Source organism: Corallococcus sicarius (assembly GCF_003611735.1).
GTDB classification, from domain to species: Bacteria; Myxococcota; Myxococcia; order Myxococcales; family Myxococcaceae; genus Corallococcus; species Corallococcus sicarius.
Genome location: NZ_RAWG01000033.1, coordinates 26,090 through 50,255 on the forward strand (window position 1 = coordinate 26,090; position 24,166 = coordinate 50,255).

Genomic DNA, 24,166 nt, shown 5'->3' on the forward strand with positions numbered 1-24,166 from the left:
GAATGGGCAACGGCAACATCACGAACGACATTGTCCAGAAGCTTTGGAACCTGTGCTCGCTTTTGCGCGAAGACGGCGTCACGTACCACCAGTACGTGACCGAGCTGACCTACCTGCTGTTCCTCAAGATGCTCAAGGAGACGGGGCGCGAGGATGTCCTGCCCAAGCACTATTGCTGGGACGACCTCGCGAAGAAGGACGGCACGGAGCAGCTTGAGTTCTACAAGCGACTGCTGCTGGACCTGAGCACGAAGGGTGCCAACCGCGTTCGGGAGATCTACACCGACGCAGGGACCACGCTGCGCCAGCCCAAGATCCTCACTGCACTGGTGAAGGCCATTGATGACCTGCAGTGGTACAGCGCAGACCGAGAGCACATCGGCGATCTCTACGAGGGGCTGCTGGAGAAGAACGCCACCGAGGTGAAGAGCGGCGCGGGTCAGTACTTCACGCCCCGTCCCCTGGTGGAGTGCATGGTGGAGGTGGTGAAGCCCCGGGCCGGTGAGCGAGTGCAGGACCCAGCAGCGGGAACGGCGGGTTTTCTCATCGCGGCGGATCGCTATGTTCGTTCACAGACGACCGACTACTTTGAACTAGAGACCAAGCAGCAGGAGTTCCAGAAGTATCAAGCGTTCTACGGCGTGGAACTGGTGGCGGACACGCGGCGACTGGCGTTGATGAACCTGATGCTCCACAACATCGAGGGTGATCTGCTGCTCGGGGACACCTTGTCGCCGCTCGGCGCGGGACTGGACAAGGCGGATGTCATCCTGACGAATCCGCCGTTCGGCACAAAGAAGGGCGGAGGAAGGCCTACGCGTGACGACTTCACGTTCCCCACGAGCAACAAGCAACTCGCGTTCGTCGAACACATCTACAGGAGCCTGAAGCCGGGGGGCCGCGCGGCGGTGGTAGTGCCGGACAACGTGCTATTCGAGGACAACGTGGGCGCGGAAATCAGGGCGGACCTGATGGACAAGTGCAACCTTCACACCATCCTCCGGCTACCCACTGGAATCTTTTACGCGCAAGGCGTGAAGACGAACGTGCTGTTCTTCACGCGTGGAAAGACGGACAAGGGCAACACGCGGGCGGTGTGGATCTACGACCTGCGGGCCAACATGCCTTCCTTTGGCAAGCGCACGCCGCTGACGCACGAGCACTTCAAACCGTTCGAGTTCGCGTTTGGCAATGACCCGAATGGCAATGGTTCGCGAAAGGACGAGGGCCCCGAGAGCCGGTTCCGGAGATTCACCCGCGCTGACATCAAGGCACGTGGCGACAACTTGGACATCACTTGGCTTAGAGACGAAAGCAGCGACCGAGGCAACGAAACGACCAGTCCTTTAATTATTGCCGAACAGGTCCGCGAGCAGCTCAAGATCGCCCTTTCAGAAATTGACGCACTCGGCACAATCCTTAGCGATGCATCATAATCAAATGTCAGCCCCTCCGAGCGCAGAAGCGCTGCCCATTAACTGGCAACAGGCGGAACTCGCCGAAATCATCATTGACGGCCCGACGAACGGCTACTCTCCCGTAAGCAGCGCCTCTGCCACTGGGACAGCCACGCTAAAATTATCATCAACAACAACCGGAGAGATGATTCTCAACCCGGACACCACGAAGCGCATCCACGAGACCATACCAAGCGACTCGAACTATTGGCTCAGGAATGGCGATCTCCTAATCCAGCGCTCGAATACTCTTGAATACGTTGGAGCAGCAGCCATCTATGACGGTCCGGAAAACCATTACATCTATCCAGACCTCATGATGCGAGTACGCATATCCAATCCAATCACACGCCGTTTCGTTTGGCGTTATATCAACTCACAGCAGGCCAAAGAACACTTTCGGGCTCGCGCAACCGGCACTGCCGGGAACATGCCCAAAATCAACGGCCCAACGGTCCGAGCACTTCCTGTTCCGCTTCCACCTCTTGCCGAGCAGCAGCGTATTGTAGCGAAACTCGAAGCCCTGCTGGCCCGGAATCGCCACGCCAGGGAAGCACTGGACGCCATCCCATCCCTGTTGGAGCGCTTACGCCAGTCTACGTTAGACTTTGCCTTCTGCGGCGACATCACGAAAAGCTGGCGTTCCGGACAGCCAGAAGCAGAACCCGCAAACAAACTACTCGAACACATACGTGCTGCACGGCGCCGTTCCTGGGAAGAGCGGCAGATCAAAAAGATGCAGTGCGCCGGGAAGCTTCCGAAAAACGATTCATGGAAAGCTCGCTACGAACCTCCACTGGGGCTTGAAGGGATTTCTCTGCCACCCCTTCCACGTGGCTGGTGCTGGGCATCCTTTGATGAAGTCACATTGAACTTCGACGGAGATCGCGTACCCATAAAATCTGAAGAGCGAAAATCCAGACAAGGGGAGCACCCATACTATGGGGCATCGGGCATCATAGACTCTATCGACAGCCACATATTTGACGGAGAATTCTTGCTCGTCGCAGAAGATGGCGCAAACCTGCTTAGTCGCTCCACTCCAATTGCCTTCCTGGCCTCTGGGCAGTTTTGGGTCAACAACCACGCCCACGTAGTACAGACACCCGAAAACATAATCCCCCTCAAATACCTCGCCCACTACCTCAACAGCATAGACTTGAGCCATTTCATCACTGGCTCCGCTCAACCTAAACTCACGCAAAACAACTTAAACAAGATACCAATTGCGATTGCACCACAAAAGGAACAAATCGAGATTGTCAATCTGCTGGACGAAGTTCTTTTAAAAACCGAGACGATTAATCAGACAGTGACTAACCTGCGGGGACAGATTGCTAGATTCGAGCGTGCCGCTCTAGCGAGAGCATTCTGCGGCGACCTCGTCCCACAGGATCCGAACGACGAACCTGCCTCCGTGCTCCTGGAACGCATCCGCGCCGAACGCGAGGCCGCCGCATCCACTCCGAAACAGCGACGCTCCAGCAAGGCAACAAGCCACACCAATGACCCAGGGAACCAGGCATGAAAACGACCTGGATGGTCCGCGCCGGACGTGGCAGCGAGAACATTGAGGAGTTCCTGCGGCTCGGCATTGTCGCCATGGGTGACGCGCGACTGGGCAAGCTATCACCCTCCCAGACCAAGGCGGACCTGCTGCGCCTCTACGCGGAGAAGTACCCCGAGGAGAGCGAGGGCACGCGCGCCACCTGGGCCAGCCAGTCAGCCCGTTTCGTCAGCGAGATGAAGGCCGGCGACGGAGTCATCACCTACGACAGCGAGCGCCGCCTCTACTTCGTCGGCTCCCTCACCTCGGACTACGAGTGGGCGCCTCAGCTCATCGAATCCAAGCCCCACATGCGCCGCGTAACGTGGGCCGGCCGTGTATCCCGCGACGGGCTGAGCGCAGCGGCACGCAATTCGCTCGGAGCCATCCAGAGCTTGTTCAAGCTGGGCCCGGACGTGGTGACCGAGATGCGCGAACTGACCGTGCCCCTCGATGCCCCTATTGAGTCCGCTGCCCCTCCCCCTGCTCCAATGTCGCCTCCCATCGAGGGCAAGCCCCGCTCGGACGCGGAACTGAGCGCGGAGATGTTCGACAAGGCTGGCGCATTCGTCGAGGACGCAATCAGTCGTCTCGACTGGCAGCAGATGCAGCACTTGGTCGCTGGCATCCTGCGCTCGATGGGCTACCGGACCCAGGTGTCCGAGGAAGGCCCGGACCGCGGTGTGGACATCTTTGCGTCGCCAGACGGCCTGGGCCTCCAGGAACCGCGCATTTTCGTTGAGGTGAAGCACCGGCCCGGCACTCCCATGGGCACCAAGGAGATCCGCTCTTTCCTCGGGGGCCGCAAGGAGCGCGACAAGTGCCTGTACGTGAGCACCGGCGGCTTCACCAAGGACGCCCATTACGAGGCAGAGCGCTCCTCTGTCGCGCTCACGCTCATCGCACTGCCCCGCCTGCGCGAGCTGCTCCTCGACCGCTACGAACAGCTTGATTCGCCGACGCGCGCCCTTGTGCCGCTCCAGCGCTTCTACTGGCCCTCCCGGTAGGCCGGCACCTTGCGCCCCTCCTTCTTCCCCGTGCTCATGCTCGCCCTGGCATGTGCGAGCCCCCGGCGCTACTTCCTGCGGTCCGAGCTGCCCATCCTGGAGGGGCGGTTCGACCTCGCCGTGGCGCCCGGTCCCTGGGTGCACGAGAACGTCCCCATCGTGGTCTCGGACGCGGCCAGTGTTCCGGATGACCTGGTGCTGCCAACGCTCAGGAGCTTGATGGCCCTACCGGGTGCCTCGGATGCCTGCGATGCCAACACGGGGAGCCCACGCCCGGATGCCGCCGAATATTGTGTCGCCCTCTACAGAACACCGCAGGACTGGCGCGTCTCGTGGCCCATCCGCAACCTGCTGAAGGAGCAGAACGCCTGTCAGCCCCCTTTCGGTGGGGTGGATGACGAGTCCTTCGGCCGGGATGTCCCTGTCATTGGCTTCGCCCACAATCACCCCTGCGGGACGCGGATGAGCAGCCAGGACCTGAAACAGTTTCCCGCGCTGAAGATGGAGAGCGGATTGTGGACCATGGTTTCCTATGCCGCGAGCCCCAGCGGCCGGCTGGCGCGGGACTCGCGGAACCAGCTGATTCCTGCGTGGGCGTGGCTCGCCACCGGGCACAAGGATGCGCCCCGCTTCTACAAATGGAATCCAGCGGGTGAGGTCTTCCAATGGAATGAGGACAAGCACCATTGGGAGTTTCAAGCCACTTGTCATCCCCGGGAGGCGTCCGGGATGCGCAGCCCCAGAACCCTCCTGCCCCAATGCTCACCCGAGCTGAAGTGGTAGAAGCGCCTTGGAGCACGGCCCCATGATGAAGCCTCCGTACTACCTCCTTCTCATGACACTCCTGCTGGATGGAGGCGTGAGCACCCCTCCCACGGGAACGACTACCAGGGATGCGGGAGCCAGCGCCGCGAGGGCCGATGGGGGAGGCCCTGCGCGTGCCCCCATCATCGCGGAGGGGATTGAATGGCCTGATGACGTGCGCCCATTGGCCACGTTGGATGGCCCGGCCATCCTCGCGGCGCATGCCGCGCTGCAAAGGCTGCTCGCCAGCTTCCCGAAGGAGTATGCGAAGGACTGCTCGTACTCCGCCAAGGCCATGGAGGTCGTCGTTGGACAGCACGGCGGGCTGTACTTTGTTGAAATCAACCGGCGTGTAGAAAAATGCGGTTGGGCGGCACCCGGCTTCAATCCCTCTCCACACTGGTTCGAGCTGTACGCAGTATCGCCTGAGGGAAAGGTCCTGGCGCGCTACCCGTACCACCCCTGAGAGCACGCGGAGACACAGCGGCCCGCTCTCGCCGGCCCCCAAGCGCTTCCCACCACCGCACGGATGGGACACCCAGCGCCCTGCGCGTCTGACCCCTGCTCTGGCTGGTCGCGGGCCTGTTCGCGTCCTCCGCCCAGGCGTCGGCGACGATGGCGGAGAGGGCGTCGGGCTCTATGCCGGGCGTCAGGCGTACATCGACTCTGGACCACGGCTTCCCCGAGGGCAGCTTCAGCTCGCTGCGCTTCCAGGAGTCAGGAGCTGCAGGAGAGCGCGGAGCAGCCGGGCTTGGACCTCGCCCAGTCAGGCCGCCGGGCTGCGTACGTTTCGCGGCCCGGTTGTCCGTCGAAGGGGTGGCGCATCACGTCCAGCAGCGCGTGCACCTTCGAGTCGTCCCCCGCGTGGGCCGCGTCGATGGCCTCCTGGGCCAGGTAGTTGCGCAGGACATACTTCGGGTTCACCGCGTCCATCCGGCGCGCGACTTCCACGGGGTCCACGCCCTCGCGCCGCGTGCGCTCCCACCACGACGTCAGCCATTGAAGGCCCTGGGCCAGGTGGGGCTCGGGCACCGGCCCGTAGAAGGCCTCGCGCAGCACGTCCGGGAAGACGGTGGGCGCGGTGGGGGCGGCCGCCACGCGCGACAGGCCCCGGAAGAAGAGCGTCATGTCCGTCTCCTCCTCCGCCAGCCACGCCAGACACGCGTTCACCCGCGCGACGTCCGCGTCGTCCACCAGGGTGGACAGCCCCAGCTTCGCCGCGTAGCGCGCCATCATCTCCGCGTTCAGCGTGCGCTGGTATTCAACGAGCCCCGCCTGGAACAGGCCCTCGTCGCCTTCGAAGAGCGGCATCAGCGCGACGCCCAGCCGCTCGATGTTCCACATGCCGATGGCGGGCTGGTTGCCGAACCGGTAGCGGCCGTGTTCGGCGTCCGTGGTGTTCGGCGTCCAGTTGGGGTCGAAGTCGTCCACCCAGCCGTAGGGCCCGTAGTCGATGGTGAGGCCCAGGATGGACATGTTGTCGGTGTTCATCACGCCGTGCACGAAGCCCACCGCCTGCCATTGCGCGATGAGCTTCGCGGTGCGCCGCGCCACCTCGCTGAAGAAGGCGGCGTAGGTGTCCTTCGACGGCGCCCCCAGCTCCGGGAAGAACTGCGTCAGCGTGTAGTCCGCCAGCTGCTTGAGCAGCGCCACGTCCCCCCGGCTCGTGCACAGCTCGAAGTTGCCGAAGCGCAGGAAGGTCGGAGCGACGCGGCAGACGATGGCGCCGGGCTCTTCCTCGGGGTGCCCGTCGTAGAACATGTCCCGGACGACCGCGTCCCCGGTGGCGACGAGCGACAGCGCGCGCGTCGTCGGCACGCCCAGGTGGTGCATGGCCTCGCTGCACAGGAACTCGCGGATGGAGGAGCGCAGCACCGCGCGCCCGTCCGCGCGGCGTGAGTAGGGCGTGCGGCCCGCGCCCTTGAGCTGCAGCTCGTAGAGCTTCCCGTCGGGGGCCCGCAGCTCCCCCAGGCCAATGGCCCGGCCATCCCCCAGCTGTCCCGCCCACTGGCCGAACTGATGGCCGCCGTAGTTGGCCGCGTACGGCACCATGCCCGGCTCCAGCGCATTGCCGGAGAGCACGCGCACCCACGCGTCGGAGCGCAGCGCCTCCTCTTCCAGCCCCAGGAGCCGCGCCACCTCCGGAGAGAGGGCGACGAGCCGGGGGGCGGAGACGGGCGTGGGCTGGACGCGGGACCAGAGGGCCCCATGCACCTGGCGCGACCGCGTGTCCGAGAGCGGGTCGCCCGGCGTGGAGTCAATGAAGCGGGAGGTGAACTGGGACATGGCGTTTTCCTCAAGCCGGCTGGGCGACACCCTCCTCGGGCAGGGTGACGGTGGAGGGCTGCGGGTGCCGGGTGCGGCACTCCTTCACGCCATGCCCCTCCACGGCCGTCACCTCGAAGAGGGCCTCCGCGTGTTCGACCTTATCCCCCACGCGAGGAGGCCTGCCCAGCTTCGCGAGCACGAGCCCGCTCACGGTGTCCACCTCGTCATGCAGGAGGTCGAGCCCCAGCTCCCGACCCACCTCTGACATGAAGCGCCGGGCCAACCTCCAGACTCTCGAGCAAGGGAGCACGACGCCGCCAGACATTGGCCCGGCGTCCTACGTCGCTGTCGGCTGGTCGTCAGAGGTCGGCGGCGCCTTGGATCTCAATCCCAGGCACTGCTACCCAGGAGCGCTCCTCACGCCGCCAACCCCGACACACCGTGTCCCTTGCCTCCCCTTCCACGCCGCCGCGCCAGCGGTTTCCCACGCTCCTCGCGGAAGGACTGTGCCTCGCGGCGCTCGTGCTGGCGTGCCTGAAGCTGGGCCAGGGCGTGGAGGCCGTCCTCGACCTGGCGCTCTGGGATGAAGCGGACTACCTCCACCGGGCGTTGATGCTGCCCACGAGCGGGCTGCCGGATCCGGATGGGAAACCCTTTCGGCAACACCAGCAACCGGCGCTTCTACGCGTTCTGTCAGCACTTCGCGGACGGCTACAGCAAGCGCACGGGCCGCGTGGAGGTCAATCCCTGGGCGCAATGCAACGAGGTGCTCCGCCCCGTCTTCGGTGACGCGGACACGCTCGGCGCCGCCCTGCGCGCCAACCCGTCGGAGTTCTTCGCGCACCTGCGCTGGAACGTGGAGAACCATCCCCGCGAGTCCCGCAAGGTCTTCGCCTCTGGCTACAACGGACGGCCGCTGCTGCCAGGCGCGGGCCCCTGGACGCGCGAGCACGTGGGGCACGTGCTCCTCATCGCCCTCCTGGGGCTCCCCGTGGCGGTGCTCGCGTGGCGCTGGCGGAGGCTCCCCGGAGCCCTGAGGCAGCCTCGCGTGGTGGGAGCGCTGCTGGCGGTGGGCGTGGTGCTCCTGCCCGGGCTGCTGTCCTCGGTCCTGCTCCAGCCCCGTCACCACTACCTCGTGTTGCAGGGCGTGATGGGGGTGGCCGTCCTCGTCACGCTGACCACCGCGGTGCGCGGGCCCGACGCCCCCGTGGGCACGAGCCGGCGCGGCCTGGCCCTGTCCGCGCTCCTGGCGGCGGTGGTGGTGCTGGCCGTCCCCGACCTCGTGCACCGCCAGGGCCGGGGCTCCCCACCGGAGCGCCAGGTCCTCCAGCGGGTGTGCACCCTTCAAACCCTGGGCATGGGCGCGCGCGTCGCGGCCGGAAGCTCCATCGGGGTGCTGGACACGCAGGGAGGCCTGCCGGTGTACCTGGGGGCCCCCTTCCGGCGCATCCCTGTCTGGACCCTGCGAGCGGGTGAATCCCTCTCAAGGTATCTGCGGCGCGAGCACGTGGACCTCGTCTTCCTGGACGACCGGATGCGTCAGGAGCCGCGCTTCGCGAACGACCCGGCGCTGGAGGCCTTCCTCGCGGAGCCGGGCGTGTTTGGCTATGCCACGTGGCGCCTTCCGGGCACGGACACCCGGCTCGCGGTGTCAGCGGACTGGGCCGGAGACGGGGAGGCTCACGGACTCAGGGTCTTGAAGAAATACACGGTGGGGCGCAGGACGCCGTCGTTGTCCTTCGCCCAGCCGGGGACCTCGCCCACGCGCTGCCATTGGAGGTGAAGGTAGACAGCCTCTGCCTTCGAACCCGCCAGCGTGTCGAGCACCAGCAGGGTGATGCCCCGGCTCCGGGCGAACCGCTCCACCTCGTCCAGCAGCCGCGACCCCAGGCCCTGCCCCCGGGCGCTCGAGTGCACGAACAACTTCTGGAGCTCCGCGCGGTGCGGCGAGTTCTCCCGCAGGCTGGGCGCGAGCTGCACGGAGCCGACGATGCGCCCCTCCTGCTCCGCGACCCACAACACCTTCCCCGGCCCCAGGGACGCCAGGGTGTCCCGCCAGTACTCCGCCGCGGCCTGGGGCGCGAGCGGCGCCAGGAAGCCCACCGACGCGCCGCTGTCCACCGTGTCGATGAGCAGCCCCACCAGCCCCTCGCGCTCGGCGGGGGTCGCCTGGTCGATTCTCCGGATGGAAATCATCCCTGGCATCCTAGCGACCCACCCACGCTCCAGCCACAGCGCAAAAACCACCTTGGCTCTGTAAAAAACGGGCCTTTTGATCCCAATGACAGCCCAAGCACCAATTCAAGGGCTCGGGCGATAATCCCGTTAACGGGCATTCACACCCAAGGGGGACACATCATGTCGAAAATCGGTGACGGCAAGCCTGGAGTTACGGCGCCCAAGCAACAGTCCAAGACGGAGACGGCCGCGGCGAAGAGCGGTGTGGCCCGGCAGCTCGCGAACCTGTTTGGCATGGTGAAGTCCTCGGCCGCCCCGGCGGCGAAGCCGGTGGTGGCGACGACCGTGAAGCAGACGATGTCGGCCGCCCCCGCGGCGAAGGTGGCGCTGGCCCAGCCGGCGGCGGTGACCACGGAGGTGCTGCCCAGCCTCCTGGGCCCCCTGCGCGATGACAAGATGACCGAGTGCATCGACAAGGCCTACAACGCGGTCTACCAGGGCACGAAGGTCCCCTCCCGCGCTGAGCACGCGGAGTTGATGGACTTCGCGAAGAAGCTCCGCGCGGAGAACCCGGAGATGACGGCGGTGGACCTGCGCGAGAGCCTCGTCGCGGAGCTGCGCAAGCGCCGCAACGGCGGGGACACCGTCACCCCGGCGAAGATCCAGAAGTTCGTGGAGGAGGCCGTCAGCTGGACCGCCACCTGCTACGAGGGCGCCTCGCGCACCGCGACGCCCGCGGAGATGTCCGAGTGGACGGCCTGGGCCAACAAGACGATGGCGGAGCATCCGGAGATGACGCCGGATCAGCTCTCCTCCGCCATCATGGACGCCGTGCGCAACAAGGCCACGGGCGTGACGTCTGGCTCAAGCGGCAAGGTCAACGTGAGCAAGCTCATCGACGAAGCGGTGAGCTGGTCGTCCAAGGTCTACGGGAGTGGTGAGCGCGCCGCGACGCCGGCCGAGCAGCAGAAGTGGAAGGCCTTCGCCGACAAGTGGATGGAGGAGAACCCGGACTTCACGCCCTCGGAGCTGTCCTCCGCCATCATGGACGCCGTGCGCGATGACATGACGGGCATGTCGTCAGGCCCGGGCGGAAAGCCCAACGTGGAGAAGTTCATCAAGGACGCGGTGAGCTGGGCGGCCAAGGTCTACGGGGGCACCGAGCGCACCGCGACGCCCGCGGAGATCAAGAAGTGGACGGCCTTCGCCGACAAGACGATGGCGGAGCACCCGACCTACACGGCCTCGCAGCTCCAGGCCGCCATCCAGGACGCCGTGCGCGATGAAGTCACCGGCGCGACGTCCGGCCCGGGTGGACAGCCCAACTTCCAGAAGATGATCGAAGAGGCGGTGAGCTGGTCGTCCAAGGTCTACGGGGGCGGCGAGCGCGCCGCGACGCCCGCGGAGATCAAGAAGTGGACCGACTTCGCCAAGGCGGAGCTGGCGAAGAAGCCGACCATGACGCCCTCGCAGCTGTCCGCCGCCATCATGGACGCCGTGCGCGCCGACATGCGCGGCGTGGGCGGGCCGGCGGAGTCCGCGCCGCTCGACAAGTTCGTGAAGCAGGCGTTCGCGTGGGTGTTCGAGCTCTACATGAACCAGCCCGCGGACAAGCCGCGCCAGCCCACGGACCGGGAGATCCGCGAGTGGTCCAACTACGCCAAGGAGCAGCTGAAGAAGAACCCGGACCTGACGGCCGAGGATCTCCAGTCCGTCATCCAGGACGGCCTGCGCCGGGCCCTGGAGAACCGCTGACCGCCTGAAGGCGCGGCCCTACTTCACGGGCCGCGCCGGCGGGCCCACCCGGGCGCCGGTGAAGCGGGTGACCTCGTCCACCAGGACGCGGCGCCCCCGCTCCGGGCGGTCCAGGTGGACGAAGTGCGTCGCCTGCGGGAACACCACGGCCTTCACGCTGGCCGCGTGCACCAGGTGCTCCTGCAGGCGGGTGACGTCCTCGGGCCGGCTCCAGAAGTCGTTCTCCGAGCGGAGGATGAGGACGCGGGCGGTGATGGAGGCCGCGTCCCAGAGCTGCCGTCCCGTGGCCAGGTAGAAGCTGTCCTCCAGCGCCCCGGACGGGGCCCGGAAGGCCGCTGGCCTGCGCGTGGGCCCCAGCGGGTCGCTCGCGAGCGCCTCGCGCTGGAAGGCCGCGGCCACCTCCGGGTCCCTCCACTGCGTCTTGTCCTCCACGGTGATGGTGCTGTCCCAGACAGCGACCACCGAGGCCGCCGTGTTCCACCGGTACGCGCCCAGCGCCTCGGCGTTGAAGTGCCCCGGACGCTTCGGATCCTCGAAGTCCGTGCCCCGCCCCAGCATCGCGTGCTGCGCGCTGCCCGCGTACAGCGCGTTGAGCATCACGAGGTGGCTCACGCGCTCCGGATGGAGGCTGGCGTACATCCCCGCCCAGTGCCCGCCGGTGGCCCAGCCCAGCAGCCCGACGCGGTCCCGGCCCGTGCGCGCCCGCACCCAGCCCACCACCGCGTGCACGTCCTGGACGACCTCGTGCGAACCCACCAGGGGCCGGCCCTTCGCGGGCACGCCCATGGCCAGCGGCCGGGTGGAGCCGCCGTACCCCCGCGCGTCCATCACGTAGACGGAGTGCCCCGCGCGCGCGAGGTCGGCCGCGAGCGAGCCCCCTTCCACGGGCAGGTCGAAGGACGCCCGCCCCGGGACGCGCGCGCCGTGCAGGAGGATGAGCGGAGCCAGCCCCGCCACCTGCATCCCGGTGTCCTTCACCTCGCGCACGGACACTTCGAGGCCCGGCTCCACGGGGACGAGGAACTCCGCCCGCGTCACCTCGGCCCCGGCGGCGCCCGCGACGAGCGCCCCCAAGAGGCCCAGGACTCCAACGACGCTCGCACGACTCGGGTGCAGGTTCACCAAGGCCTCCTCGGGGGGTCCGCGCCGCATCCTGCCAGAACGGACCCCGGAAGGAGGCCTTCGCCTCCCGCCGCTACGGCTTGCAGGAGGTGGTGAGGTTCAACCCCGTGACGAGGTAGCCGCGGGCCCCGCTCTTCCACATCTTCTTCATCACGTGCTCGGCCTGCGGCATCGAGTGCGTGGAGTCGCAGACGTCCGCCTTGATGGCGAGCCTGAAGAAGTCGAAGTCGGTGGACTCCAGGAAGTCGTAGCGCTCCAGGAAGGCATCATCGCCCGCGTGATTCGCCGACATGTGACACGTGCGGCAGTACTGCTTCACGACGCCGTTGTAGAGCCCCACCCCGTGCTTGCGGGTGGTCGTCCAGCCCGCGGGCACATAGGTGTTGTTGGCCACCGCCGTGGGGTCCGTCACCAGCTTGGGGGCATAGGTGCCCTCGACGAAGTCGACGATGGCCGGCGCGGGCCGCGTGAGCAGGATGCGCGCGTTGAGCCGGCGCAGGGCATCCGCCTGGGCCGCGAAGCTGAAGCCCGGGGCGGAGGAGTAGCGGAAGCTGAAGACATCGAAGGGCAGGAAGCTCGCGCCCGACACGGAGTTCGTGGCCGGGTTGTAGTTCGCGTTCACGCCGTGGCAGCTCAGGCAGTTGTTGGGGACGGACACGCGCTCGCCCTGGTTGTCCAACGCCGCCGTGGGCGACAGGTTGCCCGCGCCGTCGTAGACCATGAACTTCACGCTGTTGGGCGCCTCCCGGGGCGGCATGTACACCATGGCCACGGTGGCGAACGCGTTCGTGTGGGCCACCGCATCCGCCAGCGCGACGTTGGAGTCACCGCCGAAGATGGGCTTGTTGTTGGCGTCCCGCGCGGCGTAGTTCTTCACGTAGCACGCCGTGCCCCGGCCGCTGCTGATGGGCTTGCAGTGCATCTCCCGGCCAATGCCCAGGTCCCCGTCGTTGAAGTACGTGGCCGTGTCCTCGGTCCCATCAAAGCCAAACTTGGTGAGGAAGAGGGCCAGGGTCGCGGGGGCCTGGGTCTGCGCGTAGTACTCGTTCGTCTCCGCCACGGAGATGGAGTTCTTGCGGCCCAGGTAGTCCGGCGGGTTGGCGGAGTCCACGGGGCTGAGCAGCGTGGACACCACCGAGGCGGTGCTGATGCCCATGCCCTCGCAGGCGGCGCCCACCTGGTCCCACGCCTCGCCCGCGTGCTCGCCCAGGCAGTCGGAGAACGTCACGTCATCGAAGGTGGTGAGCAGCCGGTCCCCGTCCGGATCCTTGGCCACGGCGCGCACCCGCAGCACCCCGCCCACGGGCCAGCGCGCCGCGTTGGCGAGCCCTGTCACGGGCGTGGCTTCGACGCTCCAGGCGAAGAGCGGATCCGGGCTGTTGTAGTGGGTCTCCGTGGTGCTGGTGACGGTGTTGGCGATGACGACCCAGTGGGCCGCCACGGACGGATCCAGCTCCGCGTCCTTGAGCACCTGCACCTGGACGGGGATGGCGGGCTGGTTGTGGTAGCCCTGGAAGACGAACTTCTTCCCCTGGGGTTGGGCCTCGGTGGTGGTGCCGTTGAGCGGGCCCGTCATACAGCCCGTGGCCAGCAACACGAGGCCGGTGAGCGCCAGGTGGCGGCAGGAACGAAGTCTCATGGGGGGCTCCTTCTGGGCAGACGGCCCGGAGCGGGCCCATCTCCCCCGCCCCAACGAAGCCAGGCCCCTGGATTCCTCACCCCTTTCTTTCCACCCGGCAATTGCGGCCGGAAGTGGCTGACCTTGCCGGCCCTCCCGGCCCCGAACACGGCAACGCTTGCCGTCCTGGAGGTCGCTTCCGGGGGAGCGCGCCCGTCACGCGCGTTGGCACCCGTGTTGCTCTGGGGAGGGCCTGCTCCCGACACAAGGACTCCCAGAGACCATGATGAAGCTTCGCACCCTGCTGTTGTTGTTGCCCTGTCTCCTGTGGGCGCCGCTCGCGCTCGCCCAGACGCCGGACGTCACCACCTATTACGAACCCATGGAGGGAGGGGCCATCCGCTACCTCACCATGGCGGCCCCCACGCTCGGGGGGAGCCCCAGCCATCAGGTGTCGCTCGCGCTGGCGCTGCGCAACAACCAGGCGACGTCCGTGACGTTGACCTCGGTGCTGATCGACTTTCCCGGCACGACGCTGCTCACGGCCATGAGCACCAGCGTCGTCGTGCCCGCGAACGCGGTCCGCAACTGGTCGTTCAGCACCCCCCAGAACATCATCCTGCCGAACCCGGCGCCTTCCATCATCCGCATGCGGCTGTTCTTCACGGGCTACCCGACCCCGCTGATGGAGACGTTCACGCTCGCCGCCTACCAGGCCCCCACGCCTTCCGGCAGCAACCACTTCTGGGGCCGCGTGGGCGACCTGCGCCCCCACGAGTACTGGCAGGGCATGGGCGCGGTGCACGGCACCAGCGTCCAGGGCTGCCAGCTCTTCGCCCATGACGTGGGCATCTATGGTTGGACGGGCTCCGGCTGGTCCGACCTGCTCCCCGGCACCGACGGTTCGCAGAACGAGCACTACCGGCAGTGGGGCAAGCCCATCTACTCCGCCACCGCGGGCACGGTGAAGTCCTTCGTCAACACCGACCCGACCAACTTCCCGGTGGGCTCCGTCAACCCGGCGTCGCACGGCGGCGGCAACAGCTTCATCATCGACAACGGCACGTATGTGGTCGGGTACGCCCACATGCAGGCCGGCTCGCTCAACCCGAGCCTGACGACGGTGGGCGCGGTGGTCCGCGTGGGCGACTTCCTGGGCCTGCTGGGCAACTCGGGCAGCTCCTCGAAGCCGCACCTCCACATCGGCGCCATTGCGTCGAACAAGTCCTCGACGCTGTGGTCCCCCCAGTGCGGAGGCCCGCTGCGCCCCCTGCCGCTCGACGGCGCCTACGCCATCGACCAGGCGGCGCTGACCCCGTGGTTCGGCATGGAGCACCTGGCGCCCTGGTCCCCGATGGACGGCGTGGGCATCCCCAGCGGCGCGGCGCCCCATCACATCAACTCCCTCATCTGGCCCTCGGCGAGCCCGCCCCGGGTGCTGAGCAACGCCGTGGTCAACGACTTCGCGCTGGGCACCAACGGCCAGCTGTGGGTCGTGCGCAACAACGACGCGGTCCTCACCACGAACGACCGCCTGAGCATCCCCGTCGACACCGGCGTCTACCTGGACGTGAACCCGGGCGGCGCCGCGAAGGCCATCGCCGTCACCGCCACGACTCCGTATGTGATTGGGACGAACGACTTCGTCTACCGGGGCACCAGCGCGGGCTGGGTCCAGACGACGCAGACGGCCAGGCGCATCACGGTGGATGAGTCCACCGGCAAGGTGTGGGCCATTGGCCTGGACGACAAGGTCTACGCCTTCAACCCCTCCACCCTCGTGTGGAGCGCCAACTCCCCGACCTCCTCGACGGGCAAGGACATCGCGGTCGCCCAGGGCATCGCGTACATCATCGGTATGGATGACCGCGTCTGGAAGCACAACGGCTCCTCGTTCGTGCAGCTGCCCGCCACCACCACGCTCAAGCGGCTGGCGGTGGACGGCACCTCCGGCAAGCTGTGGGGCATCGGGGCCAATGACGGCCTCTGGTCCTCGACGGGTGGCAGCACCTGGGCCGAGCACCCCGGCGGCATCCGCGCCTTCGATCTCACCGTGTTCCAGGGGACCCCGTACGTGCGCGGCCTGGACAACGGCGTCTGGAAGATGGAGGGCTTCGGCTCCTCCCGCGTCAACGTCGTCCTGCCCTGAGCGCCCCGCCTGACGGGCGTTGAGTAGTAGAGACAGGGATGCCGCGCCCCGGGGGGAGGCGCGGCATCCCTGCTATAGACGTGCCCCATGCAAGACGTCGACATCAAGACCGCGGATGGAGTGATGGACGCGAAGCTGTTCCAGCCTGAAGGCGCCGGCCCGTGGCCCGCCGTCATCATGCTGATGGATGCCTTTGGGGTCCGGCCGGCCTTCGAGTCCATGGCGCAGCGCCTCGCGACGGCGGGCTACGTCGTCCTGCTGCCCAACCTCTTCTACCGGGAGGGCCATGCCTCCCGGCTCGACCTCAAGGGCACCTTCGCGGACGAGGTCTTCCGCAAGCGCATCTACGGCCTCATCGGAAGCCTGACGCCCGAGCGGCAGAAGCTGGACGCCGCCGCCGAGCTCGACTTCCTCGCCCGGCAGCCCTCGGTGAAGGGGACCCGGATGGGCGTGGCGGGGTATTGCTTCAGCGGCGGCCTCGCGGTGCGCATGGCCGCGTACTTCCCGGACCGCATTGGCGCGGCGGCCTCGTCCCATGGCGGGCACCTGGTCACGGACGCGCCCGACAGCCCCCACCGGCTGGTGGGCCACGTGAAGGGCGAGCTGTATTTCGGCCACGCGGACAAGGACAGCTCGATGCCCGCCCATGCCATCGAGACGCTGGAGACGGCGCTGAAGGACTCCGGCGTCCGGTACGTGTCCGAGCTCTACCCCGGCGCGAGCCACGGCTACGCGGTGGACCGTTGGCCGCAGTACCACGCGGAAGCCGCCGAGACGCACTGGCGCAGGCTCCAGGAGCTGTTCGGCCGGGCGCTGAAGTCCTGAGCGCGCGGGCTTGAGTGCTGGCCCTGGGCGGGCTCCTGGCGCATCCTCCCGCGCGAATGCCTCCGATGCCCGCGCCCCCTTCCCCCGACGTGCACCGCCAGAGCCCGCCGAGCCCCCCTGAGCCCTCGGGAGGACGTGGCCTGAAGCGGGGCTTCGCGTGGGCCATGGGGCTCGGGTGCTGGGCCCTGTCGCTGTGGCTCGCGGTGACGTGGCTGCTGCCGGGCAGCCCGTGGGGACCGACCTTCTCGTCCGACGGCGCCATCCCGCTGGTGATGGCCCGCGCCCCCCGCGTCGACCTCTACTTCGCGTACTACCTGGGGCAGGACCGCTTCGGCGCGTGGCCCTTCCTGCTCGCGCGGCTGATAGGTGGCCGGGACTGGGCGGCCGAGGGGCTCGCGGCGGTCCTCATCGCGGCGACGTGGACGTCCATCTTCCCGCTGGCGTGGCTTTCGCGGCAGGGCGTGGTGGCGGTGGGCCTGTGCGTGCTGGTGCCGCTCGTGCTGGCGCTTCCGGAGGAGGTGCGCCCGTACCTGCTGGACATCTCCCAGCCCTACGGCTGGCAGTTCGCGATGCTGGCGTGGACCTGGATGGGGCTGCGGGGCTTGATGGAGGCGCGCACGCGCCCGGGTGTCTGGGGTTGGGGCATGGCGACGACGCTGGCCGCCGCGCTGACCGTCTGGATATCGACTTCGAGCCTGCCTTCGCTCGTCGTGTTCCTGGGCGTCGAGGTGCTGCGGGCCCGGGCGCGGGGCCTCACGGGCTGGCACCGGTTCGCGGCGGCGACAATCCCTCTCGTGGTGGGCGGGACGTTCGAGCGGCAGTTGCGGCGGCTGTATCACCGGTTCGCGAAACGGAACCACGGCCATGATTTCCGCACGACGGTAGCGCTGGACCGGGGGCACCTCTGGGAGAACCTGCGACAGGTGACGGCGCTGCTGTGGACGGGCCCCGTGCCGCTGGCGGGCGTCCTGCTCGTGCTGCTGGGCATCGCCGCGACGTGGGCCGTGCGCCACGGGCGGCGGGGGTGGTCCGCGTGGGCGTCCCTGTCCGAGCCGGGCTGGCTGGCGCTCGGGTGTGGACTGGCGGCGCTGGCGCAGCTGCCCTTGCTGGTGGCCGTGTCGCACGTGCGGCTCAATGCCTACTCATTGCGCTACCTCGCGCCCGCGCACGCGCTGGCCCTGGTGGCGTTGGGGGTGCTGGTGCTGGCGTGGCTGGCGGCGCGCGTGTCGGAGGGCGTGCTGCGGACGGCGGGCGCGCTCGCCGTGGCGGCGCTCGCCGTGGCGGCGTTGATCTGGCGGGGCCCGTCGGAGGTGAAGCCAGACTCTGCGCGCGCGAGGGACGCGGCGCTGGCGGTGGCGCAGGTGGCGCCGGGGCGGCTGATGATGGGGGGCTACTGGGATGTCTACCAGCTGGCGGGATTGCAACCGCTGGCCTCGCAGCTGCTGCCCCTTCCCTCGCCGGAGGAGTACCAGCGCACGCCCTTCTTCATCCCCACGATGAAGGCGGCGCGGGACCTGGTCTGGGTCCAGCCCACGGAGGGAGAGAGCCCACCGGCGCCGCTGGAGCGCGAGCTGCACGGGGTGAAGTTCCACCGTGAACCCGAGCCGTGGCTGCGCGTCCCGGGCTACACGTTCTGGAAGTACGTCCGGGCCCCCGGGCCATGACAGAAGGCCACGGCCTGCGTTCAAATTGAACTGGATTTGCCACGAGCCCCTTGCCGCTCCGAGCACCGGCTCCAGGAATACAGGTTTTGTTGATTTTAATGCAATTCCTACTATTCTCCCTCCATGCATGGGCTCAACAAGAAATTCAACGCGGACCCGGTCGCATTCCTGAAGCGCCTGCTGTTGGTCACGCTCCCGAGCCAACCGTGCCCGACCTGCCATTGCGTGATGGACCTGGGGCAAGGGCGTTGGGACGGTAACAACGTCTATGCTCGTCCGGATCCGATGGTGCTCACGTTCGACCTCATCGGGGGAGCCTTCGGCGGCAACATCCCTGCCGGACAGTCTTTCGATCAAGCGCTGGGGCCGGCGGTCCCGACGGGCCTGGACTTCAACAACCCGCTCACCAAATACGCAGCACTTCAGGTGATGAAGGTCGGGCTCGCCCGTGTCGGGAATCCGGTGGGATGGATGACGAACAAGTACACCGCCTATTGGCTCCCCTGGACCAATAGCGGAGTGCGTGAACTCCATCTCAATGATCCGAACGTCAACTTCTTCTTCACTGCCATGTTCAGCGGTTGCACGTTCAGCGTGGCCACACCCGCGGGGGCTGGAGGTGCCGCCAACGTCTGGGTGACCCACATCGCCTGGGATGCCGGAGTCGCCGCACCGCCCGCCTGGGGAGGCGGTGCGCTCGCTGGCGGCACCTTCGATGCTCGGAGGCTCAGCGCGGAGCGCGCCTTCTACACGGCGCGCATGGGCCCGGGCACCTTCGTGCGGTCGGTGGCCTTGCGCCCGGATCCGCTGACCGGTGTCGCCGGCGTGCCGCCGATTGCGGCCACTCCCATCCTCCCTAATGGGGGTCCGCTCCCCGCACTTCATGGTCGGTACTGCTACGGAGACAACCCCGCGCTCGTACCCAACCCAGGCATCGCGTTCATCGCGGGGTGGCGGGACGGCAACCAACACTGGCACTTCGCGGTTCAAAAGCACCCCGGGGGCTACAACGCTCAAGGAGCCGCCATACAGCGCGCCCCACACTTCGTGGTGCCGCAGGGCGTGCAACAGTTCTACTGAGCTGCGGCCCAGGTCTGCATCAGCCTGAGCGGCACCGTGCCCGGCATGGCCGCCATGGATGGACCCGAGGGCGAGGCGGATCAGCGCGGGTGAAACTGCTCGATGGTGATCTCCTCGGCCAGCGCATGAAGAGGCGCCCCGAAGGTGGTGACCGTGGTGAACCAGTGCGAGGTGACGCCGTTGACGGTGAAGGTCAACGGCACCAGCACGGAGCCTGAGCCGCCGGGCATTGGCGGGAGGTGACGCGCGTCGGGGAAGGCGAGCACGCGCGCCAGCACGCGCGCGACCTCGGAGTGGGGGCCGCGCAGCCGGGCGTTCTCCCGCAGCCGGTAGAGCAGGAAGCCCGCCACCTCCTGCCAGTTCCCGATGGCCGAACGGACCCGTCCGGGCGAGAAGACCAGGTCCATCAGGTTGATTCGCCCGAGCGCATCTCGCCCCTCCCCCATCAGCGTGAGCGCACCGACGTTCGCGTCGAGCACCGTCGATGCCGCGTTGAGCACCAGGGCGGGGTGAGGGTCGTGCGCTGCGAGAATCATCGTCGCCGCCTGACGAAGCTCCTTCAGCTCTTCGCTGTCCCAGGCGCCTTCGCCGAACTGCGGCGCGTAGCCGGCCGCCACGAGCAGGACGTTGCGCTCTCGCAACCCGAGCAGCAGCGCGTCCGCCAGCCGCAGCACCATGTCCTGGCTGGGCGCCGTCCGGCCCGATTCGATGAATGCCAGGTGGCGGGCAGAGACCTCGGCGTCGAGCGCCAGGGTGAGCTGGCTCTTGCCCCGCAACGCGCGCCATTGCTTCAACAGCGCGCCCAGCTCGCTGACGGCGTCTGCTGCGACCTTCCGTCGCGCAGTGGCGCGCCGGGCGTCCTTGTCACCAACGTCACGCATCGGGGGCTCCTCCTCGTGGTGACCGATGATGACCGACGCCGCACTTCCCTCACAGGTCATTGCGGGGCGCTCCGGGCACAGGGAGTCTTCGGGGCTCACCCGCATACCGGAAGTGCCCCTCATGAATGACCGCCTCGTCTACCGCCTGGATGCCTTTGCCGCCCTCTTCATGGGCGCCGTGTTGCTGGCCTGGGCCACGCCGCTCACCACGCTCGCCGGCTGGCCGCTGCCCCCGGCCTTCCTGCTCGGCGTGGGGCTGTTCCTGGTGCCCTGGGCCGGTTTCAATGCGTGGGTGTCCGCCCAGCCGGCAGTCCCCTTGCGCGCTTCGCGGGTACACCTCGCGGTCGACGGTTCGTGGGTGCTCGGCAGCGGAGCGCTCCTCGTGGCGTACGCACCCCGGATGTCGGGCGTCGGCGTCGCGCTCGTCGTGGGCCAGGCCGTCGCGGTTCTCGGGGTCTTCGCGCTCAAGTTCGCGGGGGACGCTTCCGCGCGGGGCTCGCGCAGCAGGCGCACCACCTGACTGGCGGCGCGGGCGCCCTGGCGGCCCCGCGTGGGGCCGTCGGTGATGAGGACGGTGAGCGGTTGCGTGTCGTCTCGCGGAGCCCTCGTCCTCAGGGGAGGACGCGGAGGTCCTCCGGGAACACGGGGTCCACTTCGTACTCCCCGAGGAACTCTCCACTGAAGCCCTGGATGACGACGCGCTGGCCCTGCTCCAGCCCGCTCACGTCGATGCCCGTGCCGGCATTGACGAACACGGTGGTGTGGCCGGTGCCGTCATCCACCTCGAACTTGAACCCATAGGGGAAGTCGTCCTCGATGTCGCTGACGATGGTGCCCTTGATGCGGACGAGGCGGCCCTCGGTCTCCTCGCTCACATCGCCCGTCTTCACCGGGTGGGGCCGGGGCTCGTTCGCCGTGCCCAGCACCTCGATGGAGGTCGGAGCGACGCTGAGCACCCCTCCGTAGGACTGGGTCAGCGTGCCCGTCACCCGGACCACCTGGCCGACCTGGATGTCCGCGTCGAGCGAGTCGAGGATGTAGATGCCGACCTTCTTCTCCTGGATGGCGAAGCCGTTGTCATTGGGGAAGAAGCCCCCGGTGAACGACGTCGCCACGCCCACCACCGTCACCGTGCTGCCTTGCGGCTGCTGGCGCGCCTCGGCGATGGAGCCGTGCGGGCCCTTCGCCATGACCGCGCCTGGAACAGCAAGGACCGCCACCGCGAGCAGCGCGGCCAGCCCGACATTCCACTGCGTCCGTACCTTGTGCATGGGTGACTCCGGGGTCTGCGGGGTGCGTCCAGTCATGTACTCCGGTGTTCTCGCACGCGCAGTCACACCCTGGGCAAAGGCACGGTCCTCAACACAGGCACCTCACCGGGGGCACATGGCAGCGGGTACCTGAGGCCTCCACCATGCCGGCCCCTGGGGGTTGGGCATGGCGGACCTGCGCAGGGGTATCAGCATTCTCGACCTCATCGGGTGGGCGCCTCCGGACTCGCTCGCCATGGTGCCCGCCGACGTCGCCCGGGTGCTGGAACAGCTGGCGGTGCTCGACCTCCGGACGTTGGAGAGCCCGAGCGCCTTCATCCATCAGGGCACCCTGCGCTCCCCGCTGGGCACCCTGCCCCCCACGAATGGACGCGAGGTCGACACGTCCGACCTTCGCTACGGCGTGCCGTTCCAGCTCGCCTTCCGGCGCGCCACGCTCGGCGCCGGGCAGACCGTGGAGCCCGCGCCCACGGGCTTCACGCTCGACCTGCTGCTCAACCGGGTGTCGGTCCCCATGCCCTTCACCGCCGCCCAGTTGGTGCCGGCGGAGGGCGTCCACCCCGCCCACCTCGTCAAGGACATCACCGGCCGCAAGGTCCGGCTGGTCGCCAGCGGCGTCTACCGCTTCGAGCTGCGCCCCGACGGCGGCTTCGACACCGGGTTCGTGGACAGCCCCGACCCCTTCGACCCGGACGCGCCCGCGGGCGCCGTCTTCCAATGCGGGTTCGAGCCGCCCCACTTCGTCATGGGCAACGTCGGCGTCACGGTCCGCAAGGTCACCATCGACAGCTCCAGCGCCGTCACCCCCGACGCCGTGCTCGCCCGCGGCCAGAGCGCCTCCTGGCAGGGCATCGCCATCGACGAGGCCACGTTCTACTTCCCGGGCAACACGCCCGTCCTCGGCCGCGCGTCGCTGGGCATCAAGGACCTCCTGCTCGGCAGCCCCTTCGGCCTCCAGCTCGAGGTGAACGCGGAGCTGGGCCGCGACCTCGCCGCCCACACGGATCCGCTCGCCGGCAAGGTCCAGCTCTTCGTGGAGGGCAACCCCACCCCGCTGCCCCTCACCAAAATCGACACGCGCCGCTTCAGCGTCGCCGTGCCCGGAGACGCGCCGCCGCGCGTGCGCGCCCACCTGCCCCAGCCGCCCCAGGGCCTGGAGGTGAGCTGGATCCTCCCCGATGGAAGCATCGCCCAGGGGCTGACTTCGCCGGACCTCGTCGCGCTGCCCGGCCAGGAGCTGCGGCTCAATGCCCGGCTTCCCGACGAGGACGGCAAGCCGCTGGGCCTGGGCATGACCCGCTTCGTCTTCGTCGACAGCAGGCCCCAGCAGGGCCCCCGCATCGACCTGCTCCTCGGCCCCGGGAGGCGCGTGCTCAACGTCCTCCACGTGAGCGGCACCGCGGCGCAGCTGGCGGGCCTGGTGTTCAGCGCCAGCGACGACAGCCGCACGCAATGGCGCTGGGATTTGTCGGGCGAGCGCGCCACCTTCACGGGCTCCACCTTCACCCTCGGCGCGAGCGGGCAGCTCCCCGGCCCCATCGCCCGGGCGACCCTGGGCCCCCACCTGCTCAGGGCCCGCACGGACGGCCACCAGCGGCGTGTCCTCATCCAACTGCTCGAGCGCGGCGAGCTCGTCATCGGCTGCGAGGCCGGCGTCTTCCTGCGCGACGGCACCCGGCTGAAGGCGCTCTCCGTCGAACCGGCGCACTCGCTGAGCAGCTGGCACTCGGTGCACGCCATCCAGCCGGCGGAAGGCGTGGCGCAGCTCGGGGTGGGCGGCACCGTGGACGCACGGTCCGACACGGTCGCGCTCGTCACCGTGAAGACGGGCCTCACGGCGCCCGCGCCCGGGAGCGAGCCGCCCCCCACCTCCCCGGTCGAGCGCCCCACGGACGCCACCTTCAGCCTCTTCATGGCGCATGGGGGCGAAGCGCCCCTGTTCCTGGAGGGGGGCGCCCGGGGCTCGCCCACTGCGTTCCGGAGCGCGCTCGCCGACTTCGCGCGGCCCTGGCATGCGTACGACGCCAACGTGCGGTTCCTCATCGTGGGCCGGACCAACGACCTCGGCTCGGATGGCTTCAACACGCCCCTGGCGGCGCGGCGCGCGCAGGCCGTGGGGACGCTGCTCACGGAGGCGCTGGTCGGGGCGGGCATTCCCATCACCACCCCCGCGGGCAACCGCGTCCTCCTGCGCGGCGAGTTCGACCCGCTGCTCCCGGGCGAGGCGACGCTCCCGGGCTACTACGTCGACGACGCGTCCTTCGTGCCGAAGGGGCTCGACATCGCGTTCCCCACGACGCCGTTCGTCGGCGGGCTGATGGAGCACCTGTACGCGGGGAAGCTCGGCAGTGACGACCCGGCGAAGAAGGTGGCGAACCAGGCACTCCCGCCGCGCCCCGACTACCGCCGGGCCACCGTCTACGCCCACAGCACGAAGCCCCTGGAGCCCGCACCGGGGCCCGCGCCGGAGCCGGACTCGCTGCCGGAGCTGGAGCGCGAGGTCTTCGTGCCCGGGACGGACTGGACGCCCACCGCCCCCAC

20 protein-coding genes are annotated in these 24,166 nt (G+C 68.3%); 13 read left to right on the forward strand and 7 right to left on the reverse strand.

Annotated elements, in window-relative coordinates; all coding sequences use genetic code 11:
- The first annotated feature begins 2 nt into the window (after positions 1 to 2).
- From D7X12_RS07495 to D7X12_RS07515, 5 genes are all read left to right on the forward strand, one after another.
- On the forward strand, positions 3 to 1,436 hold the full coding sequence (locus D7X12_RS07495; protein ID WP_120624571.1) for a class I SAM-dependent DNA methyltransferase: 1,434 nt from the start codon (positions 3 to 5) through the stop codon (positions 1,434 to 1,436).
- A 4-nt stretch (positions 1,437 to 1,440) separates the two neighbouring features.
- Positions 1,441 to 2,985, forward strand: coding sequence for a restriction endonuclease subunit S (locus D7X12_RS07500; RefSeq protein WP_158619992.1), 1,545 nt, complete (start codon positions 1,441 to 1,443; stop codon positions 2,983 to 2,985).
- Positions 2,982 to 4,010 (forward strand): restriction endonuclease, encoded by a 1,029-nt coding sequence (locus tag D7X12_RS07505; protein ID WP_120624573.1) that lies wholly within the window; start codon positions 2,982 to 2,984, stop codon positions 4,008 to 4,010. Before D7X12_RS07500 ends, D7X12_RS07505 begins: the two co-directional genes overlap by 4 nt.
- Before the next feature lie 9 nt (positions 4,011 to 4,019).
- The gene (locus D7X12_RS07510) at positions 4,020 to 4,793 is read left to right on the forward strand and encodes a hypothetical protein (protein WP_244224418.1); all 774 of its coding nucleotides are present in this window, start codon (positions 4,020 to 4,022) and stop codon (positions 4,791 to 4,793) included.
- Positions 4,794 to 4,989: 196 nt separating this feature from the next.
- Entirely contained in the window at positions 4,990 to 5,280 is a 291-nt protein-coding gene (locus D7X12_RS07515; protein ID WP_244224419.1) for a hypothetical protein, read from the forward strand.
- Positions 5,281 to 5,531: 251 nt separating this feature from the next.
- On the opposite strand, the gene D7X12_RS07520 is transcribed toward D7X12_RS07515, so the two are convergent.
- Positions 5,532 to 7,100 (reverse strand): protein adenylyltransferase SelO, encoded by a 1,569-nt coding sequence (locus D7X12_RS07520; RefSeq protein ID WP_120624574.1) that lies wholly within the window; start codon positions 7,098 to 7,100, stop codon positions 5,532 to 5,534.
- Positions 7,101 to 7,110: 10 nt separating this feature from the next.
- Positions 7,111 to 7,350 carry an HlyC/CorC family transporter associated domain-containing protein gene (locus tag D7X12_RS07525; RefSeq protein ID WP_208718867.1) on the reverse strand — a complete coding sequence of 80 codons (240 nt, stop codon included), beginning with the start codon at positions 7,348 to 7,350 and terminating at the stop codon, positions 7,111 to 7,113.
- 375 nt (positions 7,351 to 7,725) lie between these two features.
- Between D7X12_RS07525 and D7X12_RS07530 the strand changes: the two genes are divergently transcribed.
- The gene (locus D7X12_RS07530) at positions 7,726 to 8,865 is read left to right on the forward strand and encodes a hypothetical protein (RefSeq protein ID WP_120624576.1); all 1,140 of its coding nucleotides are present in this window, start codon (positions 7,726 to 7,728) and stop codon (positions 8,863 to 8,865) included.
- On the opposite strand, the gene D7X12_RS07535 is transcribed toward D7X12_RS07530, so the two are convergent.
- Entirely contained in the window at positions 8,763 to 9,278 is a 516-nt protein-coding gene (locus tag D7X12_RS07535) for a GNAT family N-acetyltransferase (protein WP_120624577.1), read from the reverse strand. The genes D7X12_RS07530 and D7X12_RS07535 overlap by 103 nt on opposite strands.
- A 162-nt stretch (positions 9,279 to 9,440) precedes the next feature.
- Here D7X12_RS07535 and D7X12_RS07545 point away from each other — a divergent pair, with 162 nt between their 5' ends.
- Positions 9,441 to 11,015 (forward strand): hypothetical protein, encoded by a 1,575-nt coding sequence (locus D7X12_RS07545; protein WP_147443561.1) that lies wholly within the window; start codon positions 9,441 to 9,443, stop codon positions 11,013 to 11,015.
- Positions 11,016 to 11,033: 18 nt separating this feature from the next.
- Here the strand turns inward: D7X12_RS07545 and D7X12_RS07550 are convergent, their stop codons facing one another.
- Both D7X12_RS07550 and D7X12_RS07555 read right to left on the reverse strand, forming a co-directional pair.
- Complete coding sequence (locus tag D7X12_RS07550) at positions 11,034 to 12,137, reverse strand: alpha/beta fold hydrolase (RefSeq protein ID WP_244224420.1); 1,104 nt, start codon at positions 12,135 to 12,137, stop codon at positions 11,034 to 11,036.
- 73 nt (positions 12,138 to 12,210) lie between these two features.
- A complete protein-coding gene (locus tag D7X12_RS07555; protein ID WP_120624581.1) occupies positions 12,211 to 13,776 on the reverse strand; it encodes a hypothetical protein in 1,566 nt (521 codons plus the stop codon).
- 262 nt (positions 13,777 to 14,038) lie between these two features.
- Here D7X12_RS07555 and D7X12_RS07560 point away from each other — a divergent pair, with 262 nt between their 5' ends.
- From D7X12_RS07560 to D7X12_RS07575, 4 genes are all read left to right on the forward strand, one after another.
- A complete protein-coding gene (locus D7X12_RS07560; protein ID WP_120624582.1) occupies positions 14,039 to 15,904 on the forward strand; it encodes a peptidoglycan DD-metalloendopeptidase family protein in 1,866 nt (621 codons plus the stop codon).
- An 87-nt stretch (positions 15,905 to 15,991) separates the two neighbouring features.
- Positions 15,992 to 16,729: a dienelactone hydrolase family protein gene (locus tag D7X12_RS07565; RefSeq protein WP_120624583.1), complete on the forward strand. Its 738-nt coding sequence runs from the start codon at positions 15,992 to 15,994 to the stop codon at positions 16,727 to 16,729.
- 65 nt (positions 16,730 to 16,794) lie between these two features.
- The gene (locus tag D7X12_RS07570) at positions 16,795 to 18,393 is read left to right on the forward strand and encodes a hypothetical protein (protein ID WP_147443562.1); all 1,599 of its coding nucleotides are present in this window, start codon (positions 16,795 to 16,797) and stop codon (positions 18,391 to 18,393) included.
- A 123-nt stretch (positions 18,394 to 18,516) separates the two neighbouring features.
- The gene (locus tag D7X12_RS07575) at positions 18,517 to 19,473 is read left to right on the forward strand and encodes a hypothetical protein (protein ID WP_147443563.1); all 957 of its coding nucleotides are present in this window, start codon (positions 18,517 to 18,519) and stop codon (positions 19,471 to 19,473) included.
- 80 nt (positions 19,474 to 19,553) lie between these two features.
- Here the strand turns inward: D7X12_RS07575 and D7X12_RS07580 are convergent, their stop codons facing one another.
- Positions 19,554 to 20,354 (reverse strand): helix-turn-helix domain-containing protein, encoded by an 801-nt coding sequence (locus tag D7X12_RS07580; RefSeq protein WP_120624591.1) that lies wholly within the window; start codon positions 20,352 to 20,354, stop codon positions 19,554 to 19,556.
- A gap of 121 nt (positions 20,355 to 20,475) precedes the next feature.
- On the opposite strand from D7X12_RS07580, the gene D7X12_RS07585 reads away from it, so the two are divergent.
- Entirely contained in the window at positions 20,476 to 20,874 is a 399-nt protein-coding gene (locus D7X12_RS07585) for a hypothetical protein (protein ID WP_120624586.1), read from the forward strand.
- 91 nt (positions 20,875 to 20,965) lie between these two features.
- Here the strand turns inward: D7X12_RS07585 and D7X12_RS07590 are convergent, their stop codons facing one another.
- Positions 20,966 to 21,625 carry a single stranded DNA-binding domain-containing protein gene (locus D7X12_RS07590; protein ID WP_120624587.1) on the reverse strand — a complete coding sequence of 220 codons (660 nt, stop codon included), beginning with the start codon at positions 21,623 to 21,625 and terminating at the stop codon, positions 20,966 to 20,968.
- Positions 21,626 to 21,791: 166 nt separating this feature from the next.
- Between D7X12_RS07590 and D7X12_RS07595 the strand changes: the two genes are divergently transcribed.
- The coding region (locus tag D7X12_RS07595; RefSeq protein ID WP_208718869.1) for a hypothetical protein at positions 21,792 to 24,166 on the forward strand (2,375 nt) is incomplete at its 3' end.

Coding starts and splice junctions, on each gene's coding strand:
- D7X12_RS07495 (WP_120624571.1), top strand. CDS start 3: ATGGGCAACGGCAACATCACGAACGACATTGTCCAGAAGCTTTGGAAC.
- D7X12_RS07500 (WP_158619992.1), top strand. CDS start 1,441: ATGTCAGCCCCTCCGAGCGCAGAAGCGCTGCCCATTAACTGGCAACAG.
- D7X12_RS07505 (WP_120624573.1), top strand. CDS start 2,982: ATGAAAACGACCTGGATGGTCCGCGCCGGACGTGGCAGCGAGAACATT.
- D7X12_RS07520 (WP_120624574.1), bottom strand. CDS start 7,100: ATGTCCCAGTTCACCTCCCGCTTCATTGACTCCACGCCGGGCGACCCG.
- D7X12_RS07525 (WP_208718867.1), bottom strand. CDS start 7,350: ATGTCAGAGGTGGGTCGGGAGCTGGGGCTCGACCTCCTGCATGACGAG.
- D7X12_RS07530 (WP_120624576.1), top strand. CDS start 7,726: ATGGGAAACCCTTTCGGCAACACCAGCAACCGGCGCTTCTACGCGTTC.
- D7X12_RS07535 (WP_120624577.1), bottom strand. CDS start 9,278: ATGATTTCCATCCGGAGAATCGACCAGGCGACCCCCGCCGAGCGCGAG.
- D7X12_RS07545 (WP_147443561.1), top strand. CDS start 9,441: ATGTCGAAAATCGGTGACGGCAAGCCTGGAGTTACGGCGCCCAAGCAA.
- D7X12_RS07555 (WP_120624581.1), bottom strand. CDS start 13,776: ATGAGACTTCGTTCCTGCCGCCACCTGGCGCTCACCGGCCTCGTGTTG.
- D7X12_RS07560 (WP_120624582.1), top strand. CDS start 14,039: ATGATGAAGCTTCGCACCCTGCTGTTGTTGTTGCCCTGTCTCCTGTGG.
- D7X12_RS07565 (WP_120624583.1), top strand. CDS start 15,992: ATGCAAGACGTCGACATCAAGACCGCGGATGGAGTGATGGACGCGAAG.
- D7X12_RS07570 (WP_147443562.1), top strand. CDS start 16,795: ATGCCCGCGCCCCCTTCCCCCGACGTGCACCGCCAGAGCCCGCCGAGC.
- D7X12_RS07575 (WP_147443563.1), top strand. CDS start 18,517: ATGCATGGGCTCAACAAGAAATTCAACGCGGACCCGGTCGCATTCCTG.
- D7X12_RS07580 (WP_120624591.1), bottom strand. CDS start 20,354: ATGCGTGACGTTGGTGACAAGGACGCCCGGCGCGCCACTGCGCGACGG.
- D7X12_RS07585 (WP_120624586.1), top strand. CDS start 20,476: ATGAATGACCGCCTCGTCTACCGCCTGGATGCCTTTGCCGCCCTCTTC.
- D7X12_RS07590 (WP_120624587.1), bottom strand. CDS start 21,625: ATGCACAAGGTACGGACGCAGTGGAATGTCGGGCTGGCCGCGCTGCTC.